General features: G+C 63.4%; 20 protein-coding genes and 1 pseudogene. 11 read left to right on the top strand and 10 right to left on the bottom strand.

Features of this window, described 5'->3' with window-relative positions; genetic code table 11:
* Nucleotides 1-19: 19 nt before the first annotated feature.
* Complete coding sequence (locus LMG28727_RS14725) at nt 20-421, top strand: gamma-glutamylcyclotransferase family protein (RefSeq protein ID WP_201643075.1); 402 nt, start codon at nt 20-22, stop codon at nt 419-421.
* 228 nt (nt 422-649) lie between these two features.
* Here the strand turns inward: LMG28727_RS14725 and aceB are convergent.
* Nucleotides 650-2,262, bottom strand: a pseudogene (gene aceB, locus LMG28727_RS14720) (malate synthase A).
* Between the two features lie 82 nt (nt 2,263-2,344).
* On the bottom strand, nt 2,345-3,202 hold the full coding sequence (locus tag LMG28727_RS14715; RefSeq protein ID WP_201643074.1) for a (S)-2-haloacid dehalogenase: 858 nt from the start codon (nt 3,200-3,202) through the stop codon (nt 2,345-2,347).
* 138 nt (nt 3,203-3,340) lie between these two features.
* Here LMG28727_RS14715 and LMG28727_RS14710 point away from each other — a divergent pair, with 138 nt between their 5' ends.
* On the top strand, nt 3,341-4,243 hold the full coding sequence (locus LMG28727_RS14710) for a LysR family transcriptional regulator (protein ID WP_201643073.1): 903 nt from the start codon (nt 3,341-3,343) through the stop codon (nt 4,241-4,243).
* 115 nt (nt 4,244-4,358) lie between these two features.
* Entirely contained in the window at nt 4,359-4,793 is a 435-nt protein-coding gene (locus LMG28727_RS14705) for a universal stress protein (RefSeq protein WP_201643072.1), read from the top strand.
* Nucleotides 4,794-5,056: 263 nt separating this feature from the next.
* Here LMG28727_RS14705 and aceA read toward each other — a convergent pair whose 3' ends face one another.
* From aceA to LMG28727_RS14690, 3 genes are all read right to left on the bottom strand, one after another.
* Nucleotides 5,057-6,367, bottom strand: coding sequence for an isocitrate lyase (gene aceA / locus LMG28727_RS14700; protein ID WP_201643071.1), 1,311 nt, complete (start codon nt 6,365-6,367; stop codon nt 5,057-5,059).
* Between the two features lie 462 nt (nt 6,368-6,829).
* Entirely contained in the window at nt 6,830-8,470 is a 1,641-nt protein-coding gene (locus LMG28727_RS14695; RefSeq protein ID WP_201643070.1) for a DEAD/DEAH box helicase, read from the bottom strand.
* Between the two features lie 523 nt (nt 8,471-8,993).
* Complete coding sequence (locus tag LMG28727_RS14690) at nt 8,994-9,263, bottom strand: acyl-CoA-binding protein (RefSeq protein WP_201643069.1); 270 nt, start codon at nt 9,261-9,263, stop codon at nt 8,994-8,996.
* 183 nt (nt 9,264-9,446) lie between these two features.
* On the opposite strand from LMG28727_RS14690, the gene tsaB reads away from it, so the two are divergent.
* The 4 genes from tsaB (at nt 9,447) to LMG28727_RS34175 (ending at nt 13,462) form a co-directional block, all read left to right on the top strand.
* Nucleotides 9,447-10,340: a tRNA (adenosine(37)-N6)-threonylcarbamoyltransferase complex dimerization subunit type 1 TsaB gene (gene tsaB, locus LMG28727_RS14685; protein ID WP_236591903.1), complete on the top strand. Its 894-nt coding sequence runs from the start codon at nt 9,447-9,449 to the stop codon at nt 10,338-10,340.
* Nucleotides 10,337-10,831 carry a ribosomal protein S18-alanine N-acetyltransferase gene (gene rimI / locus LMG28727_RS14680; RefSeq protein WP_201643068.1) on the top strand — a complete coding sequence of 165 codons (495 nt, stop codon included), beginning with the start codon at nt 10,337-10,339 and terminating at the stop codon, nt 10,829-10,831. Before tsaB ends, rimI begins: the two co-directional genes overlap by 4 nt.
* Entirely contained in the window at nt 10,818-11,903 is a 1,086-nt protein-coding gene (locus LMG28727_RS14675; RefSeq protein WP_201643067.1) for a uracil-DNA glycosylase, read from the top strand. Before rimI ends, LMG28727_RS14675 begins: the two co-directional genes overlap by 14 nt.
* A gap of 539 nt (nt 11,904-12,442) precedes the next feature.
* Nucleotides 12,443-13,462, top strand: coding sequence for a DUF1853 family protein (locus tag LMG28727_RS34175; protein ID WP_407945849.1), 1,020 nt, complete (start codon nt 12,443-12,445; stop codon nt 13,460-13,462).
* A gap of 109 nt (nt 13,463-13,571) precedes the next feature.
* On the opposite strand, the gene thiD is transcribed toward LMG28727_RS34175, so the two are convergent.
* Together thiD and lplT are read right to left on the bottom strand one after the other, a co-directional pair.
* Nucleotides 13,572-14,378 carry a bifunctional hydroxymethylpyrimidine kinase/phosphomethylpyrimidine kinase gene (gene thiD / locus LMG28727_RS14665; RefSeq protein ID WP_201643065.1) on the bottom strand — a complete coding sequence of 269 codons (807 nt, stop codon included), beginning with the start codon at nt 14,376-14,378 and terminating at the stop codon, nt 13,572-13,574.
* 67 nt (nt 14,379-14,445) lie between these two features.
* Nucleotides 14,446-15,753, bottom strand: a complete 1,308-nt coding sequence (gene lplT / locus LMG28727_RS14660; protein WP_201643064.1) for a lysophospholipid transporter LplT — start codon at nt 15,751-15,753, stop codon at nt 14,446-14,448.
* A 218-nt stretch (nt 15,754-15,971) separates the two neighbouring features.
* Here lplT and alr point away from each other — a divergent pair, with 218 nt between their 5' ends.
* From alr to LMG28727_RS14645, 3 genes are all read left to right on the top strand, one after another.
* Nucleotides 15,972-17,042, top strand: coding sequence for an alanine racemase (gene alr / locus LMG28727_RS14655; RefSeq protein WP_201643063.1), 1,071 nt, complete (start codon nt 15,972-15,974; stop codon nt 17,040-17,042).
* A 393-nt stretch (nt 17,043-17,435) separates the two neighbouring features.
* Nucleotides 17,436-18,812 (top strand): DNA repair protein RadA, encoded by a 1,377-nt coding sequence (gene radA, locus LMG28727_RS14650; protein WP_201643062.1) that lies wholly within the window; start codon nt 17,436-17,438, stop codon nt 18,810-18,812.
* A gap of 142 nt (nt 18,813-18,954) precedes the next feature.
* Nucleotides 18,955-19,233 carry a DUF2866 domain-containing protein gene (locus tag LMG28727_RS14645; RefSeq protein ID WP_201643061.1) on the top strand — a complete coding sequence of 93 codons (279 nt, stop codon included), beginning with the start codon at nt 18,955-18,957 and terminating at the stop codon, nt 19,231-19,233.
* Between the two features lie 178 nt (nt 19,234-19,411).
* Here LMG28727_RS14645 and LMG28727_RS14640 read toward each other — a convergent pair whose 3' ends face one another.
* Together LMG28727_RS14640 and abc-f are read right to left on the bottom strand one after the other, a co-directional pair.
* Nucleotides 19,412-20,473, bottom strand: coding sequence for a CaiB/BaiF CoA transferase family protein (locus tag LMG28727_RS14640; protein ID WP_201643310.1), 1,062 nt, complete (start codon nt 20,471-20,473; stop codon nt 19,412-19,414).
* 199 nt (nt 20,474-20,672) lie between these two features.
* Nucleotides 20,673-22,616: a ribosomal protection-like ABC-F family protein gene (gene abc-f / locus LMG28727_RS14630; protein WP_201643059.1), complete on the bottom strand. Its 1,944-nt coding sequence runs from the start codon at nt 22,614-22,616 to the stop codon at nt 20,673-20,675.
* Between the two features lie 134 nt (nt 22,617-22,750).
* On the opposite strand from abc-f, the gene LMG28727_RS14625 reads away from it, so the two are divergent.
* Nucleotides 22,751-23,230 carry a glutathione peroxidase gene (locus LMG28727_RS14625; protein ID WP_201643058.1) on the top strand — a complete coding sequence of 160 codons (480 nt, stop codon included), beginning with the start codon at nt 22,751-22,753 and terminating at the stop codon, nt 23,228-23,230.
* Between the two features lie 295 nt (nt 23,231-23,525).
* Here LMG28727_RS14625 and cls read toward each other — a convergent pair whose 3' ends face one another.
* Nucleotides 23,526-24,977 carry a cardiolipin synthase gene (gene cls / locus LMG28727_RS14620; protein WP_201643057.1) on the bottom strand — a complete coding sequence of 484 codons (1,452 nt, stop codon included), beginning with the start codon at nt 24,975-24,977 and terminating at the stop codon, nt 23,526-23,528.
* Nucleotides 24,978-25,123 lie beyond the last annotated feature (146 nt).

The raw sequence follows: 25,123 nt of genomic DNA, 5'->3' as shown, positions 1-25,123 counted from the left end.
TCCAGGAGAACCCACGACGATGCAGACCGTCTTTGTCTACGGCACGTTGCGCGCCGGTGAAGTGAACGACATCCACGAAGCCGCGGCACGCAACGATATCGCCGAGCCGAACCGGCTTGGTACGGCCACGGTGCGCGGCCATCTGTTCGACTTCGGTTCGTACCCGGGTCTCGTCGTCGACGAAGCGGGTGTCGACGTGATCGGCGATGTCTACGAAATCGACGACGCGCTGGTGGCGGTGCTCGATGAAATCGAGGCAGTTTACCCGGGTGTCGAGGATCGCTTTCTGGCACGCGAGGTGATGCTGAAAGTGGACGGCAACGTGGTGAATTGCCGTTTCTATCCTGTCACGCCGAATGCGGTGAAGGGGTTGCCTGAAATCAGATCGGGCGATTGGGTGGGCTATCGTAGTACGCGTTAGCAGCTCAAAAAATGGGATCAAGCAACCGGCTCAAACAACGCGCATGAAAAAAAAAGGCCCGGCAGGTATACGCCTGTCGGGCCATCCGGTCGGTCAGTCCTGCAAGTCAGGCTGGGTTCGCGCAACGTGTGCTCTGCATGAACCCAGTCTTGCCATTGCGTCATGAATTGCCGCCGTCACGGGGCGTCACGAGGCGTCATGAAGCGTCACGAAGCATGAAGCGCCGCGTCAAATTTCCTCATACAGCGGCAGCGTCAGAAAGTCGGTGAACTGCTCCGACGTCGACATTTCTTCGAAGATTTGCGCAGCACGTTCATATGGTTTCGTATTGCCGCCAGCCTCACCGCCGACCGCCTGCTTCACCTTGTCCAACTCCTGCGCCGACAATTCGCGCACGAGTTCCACCGTCACTTTGCGGCCATCGTCGAGCTTGCCCTCGGCGAGCGAATCCACTGCCACACCTGCGAGCGCGAAATTTCCGCGGTGGCTGCATCTTCCATCAGGTTGTGAATCGGCACGCAGCCATTGCCCGCCAGCCACGAGCCCAGGTAGTGAATGCCGACATTGATGTTGTTGCGCAGACCGCCTTCAGTGATCGGCGCTTCCGGACGGAAGTCCGTCAGGTCGGTGGCCGTGACGAGTACGTCGTCGCGTTGCTTGCCGATCTGGTTTGGCCGGTCGCCGAGCACCTTGACGAACTCTTCCATCGCGATCGGCACGAGGCCCGGGTGCGCGACCCAACCGCCGTCGTAGCCGTCGCCCGCATCGCGCGCCTTGTCTGAGCGCACACCGCCCATCGCCTTGTCGTTTGCCGCCGGATCGTTCTTGATCGGAATCAGCGCGCTCATGCCGCCAATCGCCGGCGCGTTGCGTCGATGGCAGGTCTTCAGCAGCAACAGCGCATACGCGCGCATGAACGGCGAGGTCATCGTGATCTGCGAGCGGTCGGCCAGACAGAAGTCGCGGTCGGCCTTGAACTTCTTGATCGCCGAAAAGATGTAGTCCCAGCGGCCCGCGTTCAGTCCCGAGCTATGTTCGCGCAGTTCGTACAGGATCTCGTCCATCTCGAATGCGGCGACGATCGTTTCGATCAGCACGGTCGCGCGAATCGTGCCGCGCGGCACGCCGACCGCTTCCTGCGCGGCGAGGAAAATGTCGTTCCACAGACGCGCTTCCAGATGGCTCTCCATCTTCGGCAGATAAAAGTACGGCCCCGAGCCGCGCGCGACCAGTTCTTTCGCGTTGTGCACCATGAACAGCGCGAAGTCGAAAATACCGCCCGACACGCGCTTGCCGTCCACCTTCACGTGCTTCTCATCCAGATGCCAGCCGCGCGGACGCACGATCAGCGTGGCGACCTTGTCGTTCAGCCGGTATGACTTGCCGTTCTGTTCCAGCGAAATCGTGCGGCGCACGGCGTCTTTCAGATTGATATGGCCGCTGATCTGGTTATCCCAGCTCGGCGCATTCGAATCCTCGAAGTCGGTCATGTACGAATCCGCGCCAGAATTCAGCGCGTTGATGATCATCTTGCGCTCGACCGGACCGGTGATTTCCACGCGACGGCATTGCAGATCCTGCGGCAGCGGCGCGACTTTCCAGTCGCCTTCACGCACGTGTTTCGTCTCGGCGAGAAAGTCGGGACGCTCGCCGGCGTCGAGCCGTTTCGTGCGTTCCACGCGCGCCTGCAGCAACTGCTGACGGCGCGGTTCGAACGTGCGATGCAGCGCGGCGACGAGTTCGAGTGCTTCGCGCGTGAGGATTGCTTCGTAGCCCGGCTTGATCTCAGCCGAAATTTCCATGCCCTGCGGCAGCGACAACGATGACAGCGAATTCGCCATGGTTTTTCCTTGGTCGGTCAGATTGCAATGATGCAAACGAGGTTAAGCGGTGGAGGTGTGTTGCATGGACCGGTGACAGCCGTCATGCGCCAGGGCTGTGGCGCGTACGGTTGCCAGCCGGCTTGCCGGAGCTTCCCGGCGTACTGCTGCCGCGGCTGGGAGAAGAGAGCGTCTGCAGGAAGGCAAGCAGATCGCTCATGTCTTCGCCCGTGCCGTGTGGCATGACGCCCAGTTCTTCAACGGGGGCGTTTTGCCGGTTGAGCCAGAAAGTGGTGAAGCCGAACCACGTCGCGCCCGCCACGTCCCATCCATTCGACGACACGAACACGATCTCGCGCGCTGGCGCGTCGAAGGCTTGCGTGCCGAGCGCATAGGCGGCGGGCGAGGGCTTGTACGCGCGGACCGCATCGACGGAAAGAACGTGATCGAACAGGCCGTTCATACCCGCGCTTTTCACCGCGATGTCGAGCATTTGCGGATTGCCGTTCGAGAGAATCGCGAGACCGGGGCGTTGAGTGTTTTCGCCGGTCGCCGGCGTTGTGTTGTGACCCGGCACAGCGGCCGCACTGACGGCTGCATCGCGCAACGTACGCAAAACGGGCGCCGCATCGGGAAACGCCGACAGGCACGCATATTCGTCCATCAGACGCTTCTCAGCGGCACGGCCCAGCGTGAGCTGGCGTTTTTTCGCCGCGAAACGCAATGCGTCGAGCGTGATCTCCCAGAACGGACGGTAGTGCGCGCCGGGCGTCTCCGACGGAGCGGCCAGCGTGCGCAGTTGCGTGTATTCGATCTGCTTCTGACGCCACAACTGCGAGAGCGCGTCGCCGTGACCGGGGAACATCTGCTCTGCGGCAGCGATCACCGAATGCACGTCGAAAAGCGTGCCGTATGCGTCGAAAATCACCGCTTTGGGGGAATGTGTCGTTGTGGCCGACATTGCCGTGCGCTCCAGTTAGAGGTCGAGAAGGATTGTATTAGCAGCTCACAACGCTAAAAAAGAGGCTAAACATCACTTGATCTTTTACTTTTATCCACCTAATCTTGCGCGCTTCAGCCACTTCCCGCGTCGCCGTTCATGGACCGTTTCAAGCAGATCGAGACTTTCGTCACCGTCGCGGCCAAGGGGAGCCTGTCCGCGGCGGCGTTGGCGGAAGGGGTTGCGCCGGCGATTATCGGGCGCCGCATCGATGCGCTCGAAGAGCGTCTGGGCGTCAAACTGCTGGTGCGCACCACCCGCAAAATCACGCTGACGTTCGAGGGCTCGGCGTTCCTCGAAGACTGCCAGCGCGTCATTCACGACATGCAGAACGCCGAAGCCAGCGTGTCGGCGGGTGGCGTGAAAGCCAGCGGCCATTTGCGGCTGTCGGCGCCGGCCGGGTTTGGCCGCAGGCACGTTGCACCGTTGGTGCCGGCCTTTACGGTTGCGCATCCGGACGTCTCGATCACGCTCGATCTGTCCGACCGTCTGGTCGATCTGGTCAACGAGGGTTTCGATTGCGCAGTGCGCCTGGGCGAACTGCCGGATTCGTCGCTGGTGTCGCTCAAACTTGGCGAAAACCGGCGTGTCTGCGTGGCGTCGCCCGCCTACGTGAGCCGGCGCGGCGCACCGCGCACGCTCGCCGATCTCGCGCATCACAACTGTCTCGCGCTCGGTGCGAGCGCCAATCAGCAGCGTGGCTGGATGTTCCAGCAGGGCGACAAGGTCGTATCGATCAAGGTGTCCGGCACGATGGAATGCTCGGACGGTGCGGTGCTGCACGAGTGGTGTCTCGACGGGCACGGCCTCGCGTGGCGCTCGTGGTGGGAAGTCGGCACCGAAATCGCAGCGGGGCGGCTCATCACCGTGCTCGACGAATTCGCAGCGCCGCCGATCGGCATCCACGCGGTGTTTCCGCAGCGTCGCCATTTGCCGCTGCGGGTGCGGCTGTTTCTGGATTTTCTTAAGCATACGTACGGTCATCCCGGTTACTGGGGCTGAACCTCACACGGGGTTTCCGATATGCGGACAGACCCTTCAAGCGCTCCAAACCCGCTTTCGCGCGACCTACAATCGATTGAAGCGGCTTGCACGCCGAGCCAAGACCGAGGGCACCATGTTCACGCACATCCTGGTTCCGACCGATGGTTCAGACCTGTCGCGCAAGGCGATCAACGGCGCGATCGATCTTGCGCAGGCAGTTGGCGCGCGCGTGACGGCTTACGCGTGCCTGCCGCAATATCCGTATTCGCCGTTTTCCGATGTCGTGGTCGAGCCGCCGTCCGAGTTTCTGCAGCGCAGCGAGCGTGAGGCGCGCGTGCATCTGCGGGAAGTGGAGATGGCCGGGCGGCAGGTTGGCGTGGTTGTCGAGAGTCACACCAGCGTGCATCCGGCGCCCTATCTCGGCATCATCGAGGCGGCGCAGCGCGGTGCCTGCGATGTCATCTTCATGGCTTCGCATGGGCGGCGCGGGCTGGGCAGCCTGCTGATCGGCAGCGAAACGCAACGGGTACTCACGCATACGAAAATTCCGGTGATCGTGTATCGCTGACGCGCGTCATGAAAAAACGCGGCGGATGATGAGTCCGCCGCGTCCCTGATAAACCGGCCCGATCTGCTGTGCCGGTTCTTTCTGCGCTGCTGCGAGATTTTTCCTCGGACTTCCGGTCGTCCGCGCTGATTGCCCGCAAAACAGCTTGCGCACAACCATGCCGACGGCGCGGCTCCTCCCTGTGACGGCGGCTCTCTGACGGAGCCGCTTGACGTCTTCTGCTGTCGTTCCTGCGATCAGGCCACGGGGCTGGTCATCGCCAGTTACGCGACCTTCTTGTCGAAGAACTGTTCGTCTTCCGTCGAACCGTGCAGCGCGGTCGTCGATGCTTCGCGTTCGACCGTTTGCGTGACGGCGTCGAAGTAGCCCGTGCCGACTTCGCGTTGGTGCTTGACTGCGGTGAAGCCCTTTTCGGCGGCCGCGAATTCAGCCTGCTGCATTTCGACGAAGGCCGTCATCTGGTTGCGGGCATAGCCGTGCGCGAGGTTGAACATCGAGTAGTTCAGCGCGTGGAAACCGGCCAGCGTGATGAACTGGAACTTGTAGCCCATCGCGCCGAGCTCGCGCTGGAACTTGGCGATCGTCGCGTCGTCCAGATTCTTCTTCCAGTTGAACGACGGCGAGCAGTTGTACGACAGCAGTTGATCCGGGAATTCCTTATGGATCGCGTCGGCGAATTTCTTCGCGAACTCGAGGTCCGGCTTGCCGGTTTCGCACCAGATCATGTCGGCGTACGGCGCGTAGGCGAGGCCACGCGAAATCGCCTGTTCGATACCCGGCTTGGTGCGGTAGAAACCTTCCACCGTGCGCTCGCCGGTCAGGAACGGCTTGTCGTTGTCGTCGATGTCGGACGTGACGAGGTCGGCGGCTTCCGCGTCGGTGCGGGCCAGCAGCACGGTCGGCACGCCGGAGACGTCGGCGGCGAGGCGTGCGGCCGTCAGCTTGGCGATGTTTTCACGGGTCGGCACGAGCACCTTGCCGCCCATGTGACCGCATTTTTTCACCGAGGCCAGTTGGTCTTCGAAGTGCACGCCCGCAGCGCCGGCTTCGATCATTGCCTTCATCAGTTCGAACGCGTTCAGCACGCCGCCAAAACCGGCTTCCGCGTCGGCGACGATCGGCTGAAAGTAGTCGATATAGCCTTCGTCGCCGGGATTCTTGCCTTCCGACCACTGGATCTGGTCAGCGCGGGTCAACGTATTGTTGATGCGCTTGACGACCAGCGGCACCGAGTTCGCCGGATACAGCGATTGGTCCGGATACATTTCACCGGCGACGTTCGCGTCCCCCGCCACCTGCCAGCCCGACAGATAGATCGCCTTGAGGCCGGCCTTCACCTGCTGCATTGCCTGATTGCCGGTCAATGCGCCGAGCGAGTTGACGAACGGCTCGTTGTTCACGCTTTCCCACAGCTTTTCCGCGCCGCGCTTGGCGAGCGTGTGCTCGACCTGCACCGAGCCGCGCAGACGGATCACGTCTTCGGCCGAGTAGCTGCGCTTGATGCCCTTCCAGCGCGGATCGGTGTCCCATTGCTGCTGGAGTTGCTTGGCTTGTTCCTGGCGGGATGCGGTCATGGTGTTCTCCTTGATTTGCCTGTAATGGATGGGTGACCTGGTTGTCTTCGTCGAAGCATCTGGCCGGCTTGGCGTTTCGTTCCGTGAAGTCTTGTATAAGAGTCTAGGCAAATCGAGGTGCGCGCAATAGCCGCAGCAACGCGCTTTTCCAATATTTATTTGTGTTTTAAATCAATTGTTTATATCGATCGTTCCGCATTGAGAAACGACTTTTCCCATCTCGCAATAGGGCTTCTTGTGCCTTGCAGCATGATTTTTTACGACGCAAAAAAATTTTCCACATCGTGAAATTTTGAAGGCTGTAAGAGGCTGACTGGTACAGACGAAAAAAAACCGGCGCCTGAGCACCGGTTTCTTCCAACTGACGGACGGCGGGGAGGCCGTCCGGGTCTTTTCTGACTGACTGCTGTTCTGCTACGAAACTGCCGCACGCCGCCAAGGCGTGCATGCCGGATGCGAAGCTTAGCTGCCGCGACGAGCCGTGCGCGGACCGTCGCTGCGGCGTGCGCCGTAGCCGCCGTCACGCGAACCGCCGTAACCTTCACGCGAGCCGCCGCCGAAGCCGCCGCCGCCTTCACGCGAAGCGCCGCCAGCCGACTTGCCGGCCCAGCCGCCGCCCGTGCCGCTACCGCTGCGCGCGCCGCCGCCATTACCGGCCGGCTTGCCCGAACCGCTACCGAAGCGACGGCCACCGCCGTTGCCACCGCCCGGACGGCCACGGCCACCAAAGCCAGGACGGCCGCCATTGCCCGACGGAGCCGACTTGCGCGGCTCGAAGCCTTCGACGACGCTGACCGGCAGCGGGGTACGCACGAAACGCTCGATGCGCTTGAGCGCGCCTTGCTCGGCGTGGTGCACGAGGCTGACTGCGATACCCGAGCGGCCAGCACGGCCGGTACGGCCGATACGGTGCACGTAGTCTTCAGCGAACTTCGGCAGGTCGTAGTTGAACACGTGCGTGATGCCCGGGATGTCGATACCACGAGCCGCGACGTCCGTCGCCACCAGTACGCGGACACGGCGCTCGCGCAGTGCCTTGATGGTGCGGTTACGCGCGCCTTGCGGCAGATCGCCGTGCAAAGCTGCCGATTCGAAACCGGCATCGGCCAGACGGCCAGCCAGCTGGTCGGCGTCCATCTTGGTTGCCATGAACACGATAGCCTGATCGAGGCCTTCGTCGCGCAGCAGATGGTCGAGCAAACGATCCTTGTGATCGCGGTCATCCACGTAATGGACGGTTTGCGCGATGTTGGTGCGCTGTTCCAGACGCTGAACGATCTCGATCCGTTCCGGATCCTTCAGCAGACGGCCCGTCAGCGAACCGATCTTGCCGTCGAGCGTAGCCGAGAACAACATGGTCTGACGCGTAGCCGGCGTAGCGGCGACGATCGTTTCGATGTCTTCGATGAAGCCCATGTCGAGCATGCGGTCAGCTTCGTCGAGCACGAGAATCTGCAGTTGCGACAGGTCGATACGGCCACGTTCGAGGTGGTCGATCAGACGGCCCGGCGTAGCAACCAGGATTTCCGGGTTCTTCGCCAGCAGCATCAGCTGTTGACCATAAGCGACGCCGCCCAGAATGCTGACGGTGCGCAGGCGCTTGAGGTGCTTGCCGTACGTGGAGGCGGCGGTCGTGACCTGCATCGCGAGTTCGCGGGTCGGCGTCAGAACCAGCATGGTCGGACGGGCAACCGGTTGCGGACGGCGGGTGTTGCGGGCGCCGTCAGCCGGACGCGGTTCACGCGGCTGGCTGGCTTGCGCCTTTTGCAGTTGCGAGAAACGTTCGATAGCGGGCAGCATGAACGCGGCGGTCTTGCCCGAACCGGTCGGGCTCGACACCAGCAGATCGCGGCCGGCGATACCAGCCGGGATAGCGCGTTGCTGAACCGGCGTCGGGTTCTGGTAACCAGCTGCGGTCAACGCGGAGACGACATCCGCGGAAAGACCAAGCGACGCGAACGTCGGGCCGGTCGGGACTGCGGCTTCAGCGGCGACGGCTTCCGGAGCGGCAGCAACGGCTGCGGCTTGTGCGGGTGCGTCGGCGAGACCGAGTGCCTGTTCGGCGATGGCGTTCAACGGGCTGGAGGTGTTGCTCGAAGTCATGAGAATCCTTGGTACACAGGGAATTAAAACGTCGGCGCCAATCGGCATACCCAAGTCGTCGGATTCAGCGAGCAAAGAAGCAGCGAGCAAATCGAAAAACGGGGGCAGCTCGCGACAATAAAGGCGAGCTTTTTGTTAGAAGCTGTATCGGATGCGACATGCCAACACGGCGTGCCGCCAGCCTGGGACATGATCGCCCGTAGGGGGCTAGGCAGGAGGGGACAGGTTCTAAACTGGATTGGAGCTAAACGCTACGAGGCGCTGCGCCGCAAAGGCCGCTAGAAGAAAGCCGGGCAAAGCAGTGAAGCGCAGGCAGCATTGTATAGGCTTTTGTTGCACTGCGCCACTATTAGGAGTTTTCTTAATGAAAAAGTCCTATCGGGCGCGGCGGCGATAGTCAATGCGTGGTTGCCCGACAGTCAACGGGCTGGCGCGCAGGTCGCGCACCACCTGGCTATCGTGAAGGGAAGGCCGGGTGCCCGTGCGGCCGGCTGCGGCGGGCGGGCATCGCGGCCAGCCTGCTTCAGGCGGCAGTGCCGCTTTTCAGCGATTCGACGAGTTCGACATATTGCTGCTTCGCGGCGTCCTGATCGGTGCCCTTGAGCGCTGCCCACGCGTCGTACTTGTATTTACCGACGATGTCGGTAAAGCCCGGCTTGTCGCCGTGCACGTCGCCCTTGGTGGCCTGCTTGTAGAGCGCATAGAGGCGCAGCAGGGTGAGATTGCCCGGACGCTCCGGCAACTGCTGGACTTCTTCATGGGCTTTTGCAAACTGGGTGTCGATATCTGTCATTGTCGTTTTGCCCGTCAGGCGGGATCGGGTTGGTGGGTGTTGAGTTGAAATCGGTTGACGATCATAACAATTGGACGCCGCCGCGGGGCCGAGAGCTTATTCCAAACATCGGCTGCCGGCTTTGAGCGGCAAGGCGCGCGCCAAACCACATTTGCGCGCGCCGCGCCGATTACAATACGGTCCATGACTCAAACTGTGCTCCTTGCCCTCGATACGTCGACCGAATTCTGTTCGGTGGCGCTTCTGTCCGTCACCGCCGACGCAGCCGGCGAGACGTCCGCTGAACCGCGCGTCTGGGTTCGTCACGAACAGACCGGCGCGGTCTCCAGCACGCGGCTGTTGCCTGCCATTCGCGAATTGTTCGACGAGGCTGGCCTCACGTTGGCGGATTGCAGCGCGATCGCCTTCGGTTCCGGTCCCGGTTCATTTACCGGTTTGCGGACGGCGACCGGTGTCGCTCAAGGCCTCGCGTTCGGCCTGAACCTGCAGGTGGTGCCGATCAGCACGTTGCTGGCGTGCGCGGAGAGCGCCCGCCTGCGCGATCCGTCGGTGACCCGCGTGCTTGCCGCGCTCGACGCCCGTATGGACGAAATCTATTGGGCCGACTATGCGTGGGATGCCGCGCAACACGAATGGCGGACGGTTCAGCCGGCGTCGCTCGACGCGCCGGAACGGCTGGTGTTGCCGGACGCGCCGTTTACGCTGGCTGGCAACGCGGCAGCGGCTTTTGGTTCGCGCCTGCCCGCTGTCGCGGCGGCGCGAAGCGTCGACGGCGAAGCGCTGCCGCATGCGTTGCCGCTCGCGTACGCGGCGCTGCGCGCGCTTCGCGCCGGCCGCACGGTGCCCGCCGATCAGGCCGCGCCCGACTATATTCGTGACAAAGTCGCGCAAACCACGGCGGAGCGGATGGCGGATAAAGCGGCCAAGGCGGAGCGGGCGGCGCAGGCTGCCGGGCCGGACCAGCACGCGCCTCAAGCTGCACCTTGCGCGCCGGATCGCCGTGCCTCTGATGAGGCGCCGCAACACGCATCGCAACGGTCGTCGCACGGCGCATCGGGCGGTGAGGGCCAGCAATGAGTGGCGTGCTGCTCGCGGATCGTTATATGTCGCCGATGACCGAAGGCGATCTGGACGAGGTCGCGGCCATCGAGAAAATCGCCTATGAGTTTCCGTGGAGTCGCGGCAATTTCGGCGATTCGCTGCGCAACGGCTATTTCGGCGTTTGCCTGCGGCATGTCACAGGAACGCTGATCGGCTATTGCGTGCTGATGCCGGTTGTCGATGAAATGCATCTGCTCAATCTGTGTGTGACGCCGCAGGCCCAAGGCGCCGGAGCGGGGCTCGCGTTGCTGCGCGAAGCAGTGCGTATCACGCGCGCGGAAAAACTCGATGGGCTGCTGCTGGAAGTGCGGCCATCGAATCATCGGGCGATCCGGCTTTACGAGCGCTTCGGCTTTGCTTCGATCGGCCGGCGCAAGAACTACTATCCGGCGCGGCATCGCAGCCGGGAGGACGCCATCGTGATGCGTTTCTCGTTTGCCACGGAGGGCGCAGATGGCGCTGCATGAATCGGTACTGGAAGAATTTGGGCTTGCGCCGCTGTGGGTGCGTCGCGGTATGGCGGCGCAGCAGGCCGTCGATGCGGCGGATAGTGGCGCGGTAGCGCCCCAGGCGGCGGATGCTGCTGACGCTGCTGGGTTGGCGCGTGCGTCCGCGGCGCAGCAGCGGACTCAGCAGGCGCCTGAGCAAGCGGTTCCTGCTGACGCTCAATCTGCACACGCATATCGACCCGAACCGAAGGCCCACGCAACGCAGCAGCTTCAGCCTGCGTCTGGACAGCCGCCTGCCCAGGCGCGCACGCCGGCTTCCGAGCCGCCGCCCGTTCTGCCGCGTCAAGCTGCAGCGTCGCTTCAATCCGCGCCGCTATCCCGGCCGCCCGAACCCGAGCTCCCCGCCTTCGACGCGCCACCCGCCGACGATTTCGCGTGGTTCGACGATTTGCCCTCCGATTCCTCACCGCAAGCGCGTACCGAAAAACCGGCGCTGCCCGCCATCCAGACACTCGACTGGGATGCGTTGAGCGAGCGGGTCGCGGGCTGCCAGCTTTGCCGCCTGTGTGAGAAGCGCACGAACACCGTGTTCGGGGTCGGGGATCGTGGTGCCGACTGGATGCTGATCGGCGAAGCGCCCGGCGAGAACGAAGACCGTCAGGGCGAGCCGTTCGTCGGCCAGGCGGGCAAGCTGCTCGACAGCATGCTGCGTTCGCTGACCTTGGCGCGCGACACCAACGTCTACATCGCGAATGTGATCAAGTGCCGCCCGCCCGGCAATCGCAATCCCGAGCCGGACGAGGTCGCGCGTTGCGAGCCGTATCTGCAGCGCCAGGTGTCGCTGGTGAGGCCGAAGTTGATCGTCGCGCTCGGCCGGTTTGCCGCGCAGAGTCTGTTGAAGACCACCGCAAGCATCTCGTCGCTGCGTGGCCGCGTGCACGAATATGAGGGGGTGCCGGTGGTCGTCACCTATCACCCGGCGTATCTGCTGCGCAGTTTGCCTGACAAGGCGAAGGCCTGGGCCGACCTGTGCCTCGCACGCGATACATGGCGCGCGGCGGGGGCTGCAGCGCCGAACGCATCCGAGTGATGAGCGCTGACGGGACCAAGGCGGCGCGCGTCGCCGCTGCTGCTGCCGAGTCGGGTTCTTCGAAGGCGCAGACGTTGACTTCTGCTGAGCCGGGGTCGGGGTCGGCCGTGTCGGGGAGCGTGGCTTCGGCTGAGTCTGGTCCTTCAGCGCCGCAGAGCGCGGCTTCGGCCGGGTCTGGTTCTTCGGCGCTGCAAAGCGCTGCTGCTGCCGGCTCCGGTTCTTCAGCGCGGCAGAGCGTGGCTTCGGCTGAGTCTGGTTCTTCAGCGCGGCAGAGCGTGGCTTCGGCTGAGTCTGGTTCTTCAGCGCGGCAGAGGGTGGCTTCGGTCGAGTCCAGCTCTTCGGCGCTGCCAAGCGCGGCTTGGGCCGGGTCCGGTTCTTCAGCGCTGCAAAGCGTGGCTTCGGCCGGGTCCAGTTCTTCGGCGCTGCCAAGTGCGGCTTGGGCCGGGTCCGGTTCCTCAGCGCTGCAAGGCGCGGCCTCGTTCGCGTCCAGTTCTTCAGCGCTGCCAAGCCCGGCTGCTGCCGAGCCCGGCTCCCCAGCGCTGCCAAGCGCGGCTACCCCCGAGCCCGACTCCCCCATAGCGCTGCTCGACACCCTGCTCGGTACGTTGCGCGACAGCGTCGTGCGCGATCTCGCCTGGTTGCTGCTAAGCGCCGACCTGCTGCGTCCGCAACCGCCTGCGGGTGTTCTCGCGAGCCCATTCGAAACGCCCCAGGAACTTCACGCCACCGTCGACTGGCTGCGTGCACTGGACGTCGCGCCGCAGGCATTGCATCGCGATCTTGCGACGACCCGCATGACCCGTCTCGGCCGTTACGCCGAGTGGCTGCTCGGCTGGTTTCTGCAACATGGCCCGGCGGCGCGGCTGATCGCGGCTGGCGTGCCGTTGCGTCGGGCGGGCGTCACGCTTGGCGAATGCGATTTCCTCTTACAGACGCAGCAGGGTGCGCGTTTGCATTGGGAACTCGCGGTGAAGTGCTATCTGCATGCAGGCGATGTCAGTTCGCAAACGCCGGTGCGTCTCGCGGATTACGTCGGTCCCAACCTGAAAGACCGGTTCGACCTCAAGCTCTCGCATCTGTTGAATCATCAGCTGCCATTGAGCGCGCGCGAAGAGTTCGCGTGGGTCGGCCATGTCGGTCCATGGACGCCGCAGATGTTTATCAAAGGCTGGTTGTTTTACCGGCATGGCGCCGCATCGGTCAATGCGCTCGAGCTCGATCCCGGGCATGGTCGAGGCTGGTGGGTGACACGCAGCGACTGGCCGGCATTTGCCGAGAGCCACGCGCAGAAATGGCGGGTGTTGCCGCGTCTCGCGTGGCTGGCGCCTAGGCGCGTTGAATCGGATGAGCCGGGGGGCGACGCCCACGCCGCAGACGAGGCCACCGGAGCGCTTTGTGTCGATGCGCAAACACTCGCCGGGCAAACGTCACATCAGCATGGACCCGCGATGGTGGTCGCCTTCGCTGAAGACGATGCGGGTGATTTGATCGAGCGATCGCGCGGCTTTATCGTGCCGGACGAATGGCCGGAGATGGCGCGGAACTACGCCAGGCAGTAGAAGGAAACGACGAAGGAAACGACGAAGGAAACGACGAACATGAGCCGGAAAAGCACCGGCTTTTCCGCAACGCCGCGCGCCCGGCGTATCCCGCTTAATACCGCTTAACTTACCACCACCGATAAAAATGATGCACCGGTCCGACGCCGCTCCCGACGTCGAGCCGATCGCTAGCCTGGAGCGCGCCGGTCAGATAAACCTTCGCATCGGCTACCGCGCTCGCCAGATCGGCGCGCTGCGGAATCAGCGCCGCAATCGCCGACGACAACGTGCATCCCGTTCCGTGGGTATTCTTCACCGGCACGCGCGGACCGCCCAGACGCAGCGTGCCGCTGTCCTGAATCAGCCAGTCCGGGCTATCCGTCGCGCTCAGATGGCCACCCTTCATCAGCACCGCGCGTGCGCCGAGCGCGCGCAGCGCTTCGCCTTGCTCGACCATGCCGGCTTCGTCGGCGGCCGCCTGGATGCCGAGCAACGCGGCGGCTTCCGGCAGATTGGGCGTCAGCACGTCGGCGAGCGGCAGCAATTCATCGCGCACCGCCGCCACGGCATCCGGCAACAGCAATGCATGATTGCTCTTCGAAATCATCACGGTATCGAGCACGACGTGCTTCGGCTTATGCCGACGCAGCGCCTCCGCGACCGCACGCGCGATCGGCGCATTCGCCAGCATGCCGATCTTCACGGCATCGACCCGGATATCGTCGAACACCGCGTCGAGCTGCGCGGTGATGAAGCCAGCGTCCGGCGCGTGAATCGCGGTCACGCCGCGCGTGTTCTGCGCAGTCAGCGCGGTAATCACGCTCGCGCCATAAGCGCCGAGCGCCGAGAAAGCCTTCAGATCGGCCTGAATGCCGGCGCCGCCGCCGGAATCGGAACCGGCGATCGTCAGCACATTGGGAATCGGTTGAGTCATGGTCAGGCGAGAAGGAAAGAGGTACGGGCGCGCTGTTGAATGCGCGGCCGCCGCAGGTCAGTGTCAGTCAGTGCTTGGCTTCGCCGATCAGCGCGACGGAATCGAACGCGCGCTGGTTGGCCTGGTGGCGTCGCATCACGAACCACATCATCACGCAGACGAAGGTGCCGAACAGCACGATCACCGCCGTGACCGGCACGTCGAGCCAGACGAGCACCGCGTACAGGCACAGCATCACGAGCACCGAGAGATTTTCGTTGAAGTTCTGCACGGCGATCGAGTGTCCCGCCGACAGCAGCACGTGCCCGCGATGCTGCAGCAGTGCGTTCATCGGCACGACAAAAAAGCCCGACAGACCGCCGACGATCATCAGGAAAATATACGCAAAGATCAGATAGCCCGGCACGTGCATGTGGCCGACATAGAAGCCCCAATGGGCGGGGAACAGATCGCGCGTGTAGAACGCCATCAGCATCACGGCGATCCCCATCATTATGCCGACCGGCAACACGGAGAGCGACTTCTTCAGCGGCACGCGCGAGGCGGCGAAAATCGCGCCGGCCGCGACGCCGACCGCGACGACCGCCTGCAGGATCGCCGCCTCGGAAAGCGACATGTTCAGCGATACTTCGGCCCACTTCAGCACGATGAATTGCAGCGTTGCACCTGCGCCCCAGAACAGCGTGGTGACGGCAAGAGAAATCTGTCCCAGCTTGTCGCGCCACAGTACGAGGAAGCAGTCGGCGAAATCGGTGACGAGCTTGATCGGGCCGCGTTCCTGTTTCGGATAACGCGCGCCGGTATCGGGAATTCGCAGATTGAAAAGCGCCGCGATGACATAGATCGCCATGATCACCAGCATCGCCGCCTCGGCGGGCGTGTTGACCGTGGGGATGTGCTGCCGCAGGATCGGCGCGGCAATGTGCGGACTGATCAGCGCGCCACCCAGCACCGTGCCGAGAATGATCGAGCCGACCGTGGTGCCTTCGATCCAGCCGTTCGCGGCGACCAGACGGTCAGGCGGTAACAGCTCGGTAAGAATGCCGTATTTGGCGGGCGAATACGCTGCCGCGCCGAAACCCACGATGCCGTAGGCAATCAGCGGGTGTGCGCCGACCAGCATCGTGATGCAGCCGAGCACCTTGATGGTGTTCGTGACGAACATCACGTGGCCTTTCGGACGGGAATCTGCGAAGGCGCCGACGAACGCGGCAAGAACGACGTACGACAGGACGAAGAACAGCTTGAGCAGCGGCGTCATCCAGTTCGGGGCGTGAAGATCTTTCAGCAGTGCGATAGCAGCGATCAGAAGCGCATTGTCGGCCAGCGACGAAAAAAACTGCGCGGCCATGATGGTGTAAAAACCTTTTTTCATCTGATGCGATGCTGTCCTCGCTGCGGTCTGTCTGCCCCGACCGTTTGAAATGCGTGCGGGCCTATGCCGTTCGAAATGGGTTGTGCGCACGGCTTTATATCACGAAAATAGCTGAATTCGGACTAGCAGAATCCTTGATCGCACCGCCCAGCAGGCTGCCGAGCGCTGAAAACGCCCTGTAAGCTGCTGATTCGCAAGCGTCTTTACGAAAATATCCCATGCCGCGCCCCCTCTCAGCCACGATCCACACCGCCGCACTTGCCAATAATCTTGCCGTTGCCCGCCGCTATGCGCCGAAATCCAAAATCTGGGCCGTCGTCAAGGCAAACGCCTACGGGCATGGTCTCGCGCGTGTCTTTCCCGGTCTGCGCGCAACCGACGGCTTTGGATTGCTCGACCTCGAAGAGGCCGTGAAGTTGCGTGAATTGGGCTGGGCGGGCCCAATTCTTTTGCTCGAAGGCTTCTTTCGTCCGACCGATATCGACGTGATCGACCGTTACAGCCTGACCACCGCGCTGCATTCGGATGAACAGTTGCGCATGCTGGAAATGGCGCGACTGTCCAAACCCGTCAATATCCAGTTGAAGATGAACACCGGTATGAACCGGCTCGGCTATACGGTCGAAAAATTCCGCTCGGCGTGGGAACGGGCGCGCGCATGCCAGGGGGTTGGCCAGATCACGCTGATGACCCATTTTTCCGATGCCGACGGCGAGCGCGGCATTGCCTATCAGATGGAAGCATTCGAGCGCGGCGCGCAGGGCATTGCCGGTGCGCGCAGCCTTGCCAATTCGGCCGCCACGTTGTGGCATCCCGGTTCGCATTTCGACTGGGTGCGGCCGGGGATCATCCTTTACGGCGCATCGCCGTCGGGCGTGACGGCAGCGGTGGCCGGTGCCGGATTGCAGCCGGCGATGACGCTCACGTCGGAACTGATCGCGGTGCAGACGTTGAGCGAAGGCAATACGGTCGGCTACGGTTCGGCGTTTAAGGCGCGCGGATCGATGCGTATCGGCGTGGTCGCATGCGGGTATGCGGACGGCTATCCGCGAGTTGCACCCGACGGCACGCCGGTGATCGTCGACGGCGTCAGGACGCGGATCGTCGGACGGGTGTCAATGGACATGCTCACAGTCGACTTGACGCCGGTTCCGACCGCCAATATCGGTTCGCGCGTGGAGCTGTGGGGTGCCACGCTGCCGATCGACGACGTCGCACAGGCGTGCGGCACGATCGGCTATGAGTTGATGTGCGCGGTCGCACCGCGCGTGCCGGTGCGCGCGGAGTAACGCGAGGCCGTGTCCGGAGCGGGAGCACGGCGCTGGACCGGCTAGGCGCGGGCGGGTAGTGCGGTGGTGTTGGCGGGTGGGCGCGGGGCAGGCATCGTGGCGGTACGGTGCGGCGTGTAGGTCGCGGTTGCCGTCACTGTTGCCGTTGTACGCGTCAGTGCGATGGCAGCGGGCTTGCAGTTCCGTGTGCGCCACCGTTTGCCTGATTGCAGCGTATCAATAGCCCTTTAGCAAACCGCCAGGCCGGCCGCTTAGCTTATCCACCCGGTCGCCGACAACCTCACCGCGCGCCACCCAGTTTCTCATCTGAGGCTCGCTGAACCGGCCCAATCCGGCTGGTTCAGCGAGCGTATCAATCCCCCGAACACCAACAGGCAACACAGGCAATCACGCGTGGCTAAACCGAAGACCTTGTACATCTGCAGTGAATGCGGCGGGCAGTCGCCGAAATGGGCCGGACAGTGCCCGTCGTGCCAGGCGTGGAACACGCTGGTCGAGTCGGTCGCGGAGGCGCCGTCCACGCACCGTTTCCAGTCGCTCGCGAAAAGCGCGCCGGTACGCCGTCTCGCCGATATCGACGCGTCCGACGTGCCGCGTTTCTCGACCGGCGTCAGCGAGTTCGACCGGGTGCTCGGCGGCGGTCTGGTGCCGGGCGGCGTGGTGCTGATCGGCGGCGATCCGGGGATCGGCAAATCGACGCTGCTGCTGCAATCGCTCGCCGAAATTGCCGCCGACAAACGCGCGCTGTATATCAGCGGCGAAGAATCGGCCGCGCAGATCGCGTTGCGTGCGCAACGGCTTTCGCTGCTGGAGCCCGGTTCGAAAGCGAGCGAGCTGCAATTGCTCGCGGAAATCCAGCTCGAAAAAATTCAGGCGACGATCGCCGATCACAAACCCGATGTCGCGGTGATCGACTCGATCCAGACCGTCTATTCCGACGCGCTGACGTCGGCGCCCGGCTCGGTCGCGCAGGTGCGCGAGTGCGCGGCGCAGTTGACGCGCATCGCCAAGCAGTCGGGCACGACCATCATCATGGTCGGCCACGTGACCAAAGAAGGCGCGCTGGCCGGCCCGCGTGTGCTGGAGCATATCGTCGACACGGTGTTGTACTTCGAAGGCGACACCCATTCGTCGTACCGTCTCGTGCGCGCGATCAAGAACCGCTTCGGTGCGGTCAACGAGCTCGGCGTGTTCGCGATGACCGAGCGCGGTTTGCGTGGCGTGGCGAATCCGTCGGCGCTATTTTTGTCGCAGCACGAGCAGTCGGTGCCGGGTTCCTGCGTGCTGGTGACGCAGGAGGGCACGCGCCCGCTGCTGGTCGAAGTGCAGGCGCTGGTGGACGCCGCCAACGCGCCGAATCCACGGCGGCTCGCGGTCGGCCTCGAACAGAACCGTCTCGCGATGCTGCTGGCCGTGCTGCACCGGCATGCCGGGATCGCGTGTTTCGATCAGGACGTGTTTCTGAACGCAGTGGGTGGCGTGAAGATTACCGAACCCGCCGCCGATCTGGCCGTGCTGCTCGCGATCCATTCATCGATGCGCAACAAGCCGCTGCCGAAGGGGCTGGTGGTCTTCGGCGAAGTGGGACTGGCGGGCGAAATCCGGCCCTCGCCGCGTGGCCAGGAGCGTCTGAAGGAGGCTGCCAAGCTCGGCTTCTCGGTTGCCGTGATTCCGAAGGCGAATGCGCCGAAGCAGCCGATAGAAGGCTTACAGGTCATTGCGGTCGAGCGGATCGAACAGGCTATCGACCGGGTCCGCACGCTTGAATAGACAGGACGGCGGCGCCTGCCGCCACCTTGCGCGCCGTAATGACCGGTAAAGATCTCCATATTGGCTGTAACCTGAATGCCGTTCCTTTTTCCTAAGCTGCGAGGGTAAGCATCCCCTTTGATGCCCGAAAAAGGATCGCGCCTTGAAACAGTCATATGAAACCGTCGCCGAGCGGCCAATCCAGGTACGTGGCTGCCGTGTCTCCGCACCGATTCGCCAGCCTTGGGGCGGTGCTTGCCGGATTGTCGAGTGGATCGACACCGCCGGTCAGATATCGCGCCGGGTCGTGGCCGAAGACGCCACGGCCGCCGATGTGCGTGCCACGATCGACCGTCACGTGGAAGGCCGCAAGCACGTGCTGTATGACGATGAAAAGACGCCGCGTCAGACGTTGCCGAGACAGACGGTGGCGAGGCGGTGATTTGACGGGAGGTCTGGAGCCGAAGCGTTTGGGGTTTCCCAGTTGGCTTTGGGCAGTTTTTATGGCGCGTTCTGAACGCGCGTCGCGGGCGCTACCTGGATCCGCACCAGCTTTTTCGTGGTCGGCCTGGCGTGGTCTGGCTTGATCGGGCAGCAACGCAGTCGGCCAGTCGGGCGTGTCAGCCCATCAGGTTGTCGCCGTGGTCCGCTTCTTCGTCATCGTCCTGCGGCACGTAGGCCGCCGGATTAAACAGCGGATGCTGCGCCGCTTCGGCCGGTGTTAGTACCGGCGAAACACAGCAGTCGATCGGCTCCAGCAGCATCACCCATTCTCCCAGCGGACGCTTGTCAATCACATCGGCCAGTTCCTGCGTCAGCGCAACGGCATCCGGGCCGCCAATCGCCTGACCGAGACTCCAGTGGCGCGTCGCCCATTCGGGATGATCGAGCGCCATGCATAGCGTTTCCCAGAACTTCAGTTCGAGCGCGCCGACTGCGAGCCAGCGGTGATCGAGCGTGCGGTACAGGTTGTAGCAGGGCACGCCACCGTTCAGCAGACCCTCGCCGACCGCGGGCGTCGCGCCTTCATTGGCCAGCGCGACTTGCGCGACGAGGTTATGCGCATGCGTGACGTGCGTCATCGAGACATCGACGAAGCGGCCTTCGCCGCCACGCGACACGTGCCATAACGCGGCGAGAATCTGCGTGACCGCGCTCAGTGCGCCGCCGAGCAGGTCGGCGATCTGGAAATTGGGCAGGATCGGTGTGCCGTCGCGGCTCGCCAGTTGATCGAGCACGCCCGCATAGCCGATGTAGTTCAGATCGTGGCCCGCGTAATCGACGAACGGGCCGCTCGCGCCGTATCCACTGATCGCGCAGTAGACGAGCCGGGGATTGGCCGCGCGTAGCGTTTCGTAGCCGATGCCCAGACGGTCCATCACGCCGGGGCGAAAGCTCTCGATCAGCACGTCTGCTTCCGCCGCGAGCGCGCACAACACATTGCGCCCCGCCGCGGATTTGAGATCGAGGCGTGTCTCGCGTTTGCCGCGATTCACCAGCCGGTAAAACGCGCCGGGGCGGCCGGCCACGCGGTCGCTCGACGACTGCATCATCGTGCGGGTGGGGTCTCCCGCGCCGGGTGCTTCGATTTTCAGCACGTCGGCGCCGAGTTCGGCCAGCCGCAAAGCGGCAACCGGGCCGGGCAGCAGTCGCGTCAGATCGAGTACGCGCAGCCCCTGCAACGCGGGCGGTGCCGACACGGGCAGCGCCGCAGTGGCGGCCGACGAAGCCGACGAAGCCGACGAAGCCGATGAAGCCGATGAAGCCGACGAAGCCGATGAAGCCGATGAAGCCGATGAAGCCGATGACCCGGATGATGATGTCGCAGATGACAAAGCCAACCTCTCGTCGGTGCTGGCGCGGGCCGCGAACAGCGTGCCGTTAGCCGATTTGTTCGAGTTCCTCGTGAGTCTCGAGCCATTCGGCTTCGAGCGCTTCGAGACGCGCGTTCACATCTGCCTGACGGCGGATCGCCTCCGTCAGCCTGCTTTTCTGCTCGGGCTCGTAACTGGCCGGATCGACGACGAACGCGTCGAGCGTCGTTTTCTCCGCGTTGAGCGAGTCCATTTCCTTCTCGATCTTCGTGATGCGGCTTTGCAGCGGCTTTTTCAGATGCGCGAGCTTCTGACGCGTTTCCGCTTCAAGCCGACGCTGTTCCTTGCGATTCACGCCGTTATCGGCGCTGCTGTCAGGCCCATTGGTGCCCGCCGTGCCCGCCTTGAGTGCCGCGCGCTGGTCCGCTGCGTGTTGCAGCAGCCAGTCGCGGTAATCGTCGAGATCGCCGTCGAATTCCTGCAAGCGATGCCTGGCGACCAGCATGAATTGATCGGTGGTGGCGCGCAGCAGATGCCGGTCGTGCGACACGAGAATGAGCGTGCCTTCGAACTGCGCGAGCGCCATGGTCAGCGCGTGACGCGTTTCGAGATCCAGGTGGTTGGTCGGCTCGTCGAGCAGCAGCAGATTCGGCTTTTGCCAGATGATCAACGCGAGCGCGAGACGCGCCTTTTCGCCGCCGGAGAAAGGCGCGATTTTCGACGTCGCCATTTCGCCGGAAAAGTTGAAGCTGCCGAGGAAGTCGCGCAACTCCTGTTCGCGTGTATCGGGTGCGAGACGGGCGAGGTGCTGCAACGGCGTGTCGTCGGCGCGTAGCGTTTCGAGTTGATGCTGCGCGAAATAGCCGATGCGCAACCCCTTGCCTTCGCGCACGTGGCCGCCGAGCGCTTCCAGCGTGCCGGCGAGCGTCTTGATCAGCGTCGATTTACCCTGGCCGTTCGCGCCGAGCAGGCCGATGCGCTGACCGTTCTGGATCGACAGCATCACGTGGTCGACGATCGGAATCTCGACACCTTGTTCGCCGTGATAACCGCAGCGCACGTCGTCCATCACCATCATCGGATTTGGCGCGGAATCGGGCGTGCGGAACTCGAACGTGAACGGCGACGCGGCATGGGCCGGCGCGATCAGTTCCATCTTTTCCAGCGCCTTCACGCGGCTCTGTGCCTGACGCGCCTTGGTAGCCTGCGCCTTGAAGCGGTTGATGTAGCTCTGCAGATGCTCGACCGTGCGCTGCTGCTTTTCATACGCGCTCTGTTGCAGCGCGATCTGCTGCGCCCGGAGCACTTCGAATTGCGAGTAGTTGCCGCCGTAACGCTTGATCTGCTGCTGTTCCAGATGCAGCGTGACATTGCAAACCGAGTCGAGGAATTCGCGGTCGTGCGAAATCACGACCAGCGTGCCGGGATAGCGGTGCAGCCAGTCTTCGAGCCAGACGATCGCGTCCAGATCCAGGTGATTGGTCGGCTCGTCGAGCAGCAGCAGATCGGAGCGGCACATCAGCGCCTGCGCCAGATTCAGCCGCATACGCCAGCCGCCCGAGAAACTGCTGACCGGCTCGCGGGTTTGTTCCAGCGTGAAGCCGAGGCCAAGCAGCAACGCTTCGGCGCGCGCGGGCGCGGTATAGCCGTCGGCGTCGGCGAAGGCTGCGTGCGCTTCGCCTTCGGCTGCGCCGTCGTGCGCGGCGGAGGCGGCGGCAATGCGAGCTTCGATCGCGCGCAACGCGGCGTCGCCGTCGAGCGTATAGGCGAGGGCGGTTTTGTCCGCGGCGGGCGTTTCCTGCGCGACGTGGGCGATCTGCCAGGTGGGCGGCATCGAGAAATCGCCGCCGTCCGCGTGCAGTTCGCCGAGCAGCACGGCAAACAGCGTCGACTTGCCCGCGCCGTTTGCCCCCACGAGGCCGGCCTTTTCGCCGGGATTGAGGGTGAACGTGGTGTTGTCGAAGAGCGGCTTGGTGCCGCGCGCGAGGCTGAACTGATTAAAGCGGATCACGAAGAGGCCGGCTGAAGAAAACCGCTATTTTAGACTGCCGGGCGTGACACCGGGCGCTCAGTCGGGATCGGCCATTCGGCCGACTGTTGTGGCGCTCCTTTTGGCATAGACTGACGGCTTTCACGGGAGAGCACATGACATCGATTTATTCGTTTTCGGCACGTACGCTCGGCGGCGACGAAGTGAGTCTCGAGCAGTATCAAGGCAAGGTTTTGCTGATCGTCAATACGGCGAGCGAATGCGGATTCACGCCGCAGTATGCGGGCCTGCAGAAACTGTATGACGACCTGGCGGCGCGTGGGCTGACGGTGCTTGGCTTTCCGTGCAATCAGTTCGGCAAGCAGGAGCCGGGCGATGCCGCGCAGATCGGCAGCTTCTGCGAAAAAAATTACGGCGTGACTTTTCCGATGTTCGACAAGATCGATGTGAACGGCGCGAACGCGCATCCGCTGTTCCGTTACCTGACCGAAGAGGCACCGGGCTTGCTGGGGCTGGAAGGAATCAAGTGGAATTTCACCAAGTTTCTGATTGCACGCGATGGCACCGTGGTGAAACGCTATGCGCCGCTGACCAAGCCTGAGGCGATTGTCGAGGATATCAAGAAGCTGCTTTGATCTGCGTTGCGTTGCTTCGGGCGGAAGCGGTTAGCGAAGCCTCGATATCTGCCGGCAGCCGGACACACCGCGTTGGGCGGAGCCGCCGGCCGCATTTACCAGCCCTTCAGCGCGTGCGTGGCCATTGGGTTCTGGACACGCTGTTCAGACTAGCCAGCGAGCCTTGTGCGCCACAACGAAGTCGTGACGGCGGCTGCCGCACGGCAACGTCATTGTCTGGTGATGATCCGCGACGGCGGAAGCGTCAGAACAACCGCCGCGCAGCCTGCAATGGTGCAGTGGCTGCGCATGCGGCTTAAAGAATTGGCGAGAATAAGCGCGCCACATGCATCAGCACGCGTTTAAGCGCACTGGCCTGCCGGTACTCGTTGCGGTCGATTTCAAGCGACTCGGCAAAATCGTTCAGCAGCATCGTTTCGACCTCCTGCGCGAAGCCACGGTCGACGGTCAGCACCATGATCTCGAAGTTCAAACGGAACGAGCGGTTGTCGAGATTCGCGCTGCCGATCGCCGCGGCCACGCTGTCGATCAGCACGACCTTCTGGTGCAGGAAACCCGGTTGATAGCGGAAAATCCGGATGCCCGCGCGCAGCGAATCGTACGCATACAGCTTCGACGCGGCGAACACCACCAGATGGTCGCGCCGGCTCGGAATCAGAATGCGGACGTCCACGCCGCGCAGCACGGCGAGTCGCAACGCCGAAAACACGGCTTCGTCGGGGACGAGGTACGGCGAGGTGATCCAGATCCGCTCGCGCGCCGCGTTGATCGCTTCGACGAAAAAGAGTGAACAGGTCTCCTGTTTGTCAGCCGGACCGCTCGGCACGACAAGGCAGTGCATGCCCTGATCGGCGGAGGGATCGACCGGCGCGGCAGGCGGCACGTCGAACTCGGGCAACTGCTGCGTCGCCCAGTGCCAGTCTTCGGTAAACACGAACTGGATGCTGGCGACCGCCGGGCCGCGCACCTCGATATGCGTGTCCCGCCACGGCGAAAGCGGCGGCTTGCTGCCGAGATATTCGACGCCCACGTTGTGTCCGCCGACAAACGCGCGTTCGCCGTCGACCGACACGATTTTGCGGTGATTGCGGAAGTTCAGTTGCAGGCGGTTGACGAAGCGGCGATTGGTCGCGAACGGATGGGTTTCGACGCCTGCGGCGCGCAACGCCGCCACATAACGATGTGGCAAATCGAAACTGCCAATGCTGTCGTACAGGAAATAGACACGCACGCCTTGCTGCGCTTTGGCGATCAGCGCGTCCCTGAGCATTTCGCCGAGCGCATCGTCGCGCACGATGAAGAACTGCACGATCACATAATGACGTGCATTCCCGATGGCCTCGAAGATTGCCTCGAACGTTGCCATGCCATTGACGAGTGTCCGCACGGAATTGCCAGGCAGGAACGGCATGCCGCCCAGGCGCGTCAGCGAATGCACGAGCCTGACGCCGAGTTGCTGCGTAGGCACGCCCGCCGACGACGACCGTGTGTCCCATTCCGGCGGATGCGCGCGGGTACGCAGCAATTCGTTCTCGACACGGCGAGCGTCCGCGTAACCCGCGAATTTGCTGCGTCCGAGGAACAGGTAAGGCACCAGCGTCAGATAAGGCATCGCGACGAGCGACACGGCCCACGCAATCGCGCCTTGCGATGTGCGCGTGTTGAGAATCGCATGACACGCCGCGACCATGCCGAGGATATGGGCGAGGGCGACCAGCGGGCCGACGTGAAGCAGGTCGAATTGCATAGGCGGACGAAGGGTTGGCGAAGCGCTGCGTGTTCCAGCCGATGTCGCGGCGGGCAGCTGACCGCGCTCATCTTACCGAACGCCGGTGTGTTGGGGTGCCACAGTAGGGGGCTTTGGCGTCCGGAGGGTGCGCGACGGGAAGTCTG

The organism is Paraburkholderia metrosideri (assembly GCF_904848625.1).
In the GTDB taxonomy this organism is placed as follows: domain Bacteria; phylum Pseudomonadota; class Gammaproteobacteria; order Burkholderiales; family Burkholderiaceae; genus Paraburkholderia; species Paraburkholderia metrosideri.
This window is presented reverse-complemented; position numbering and strand designations above follow the sequence as displayed.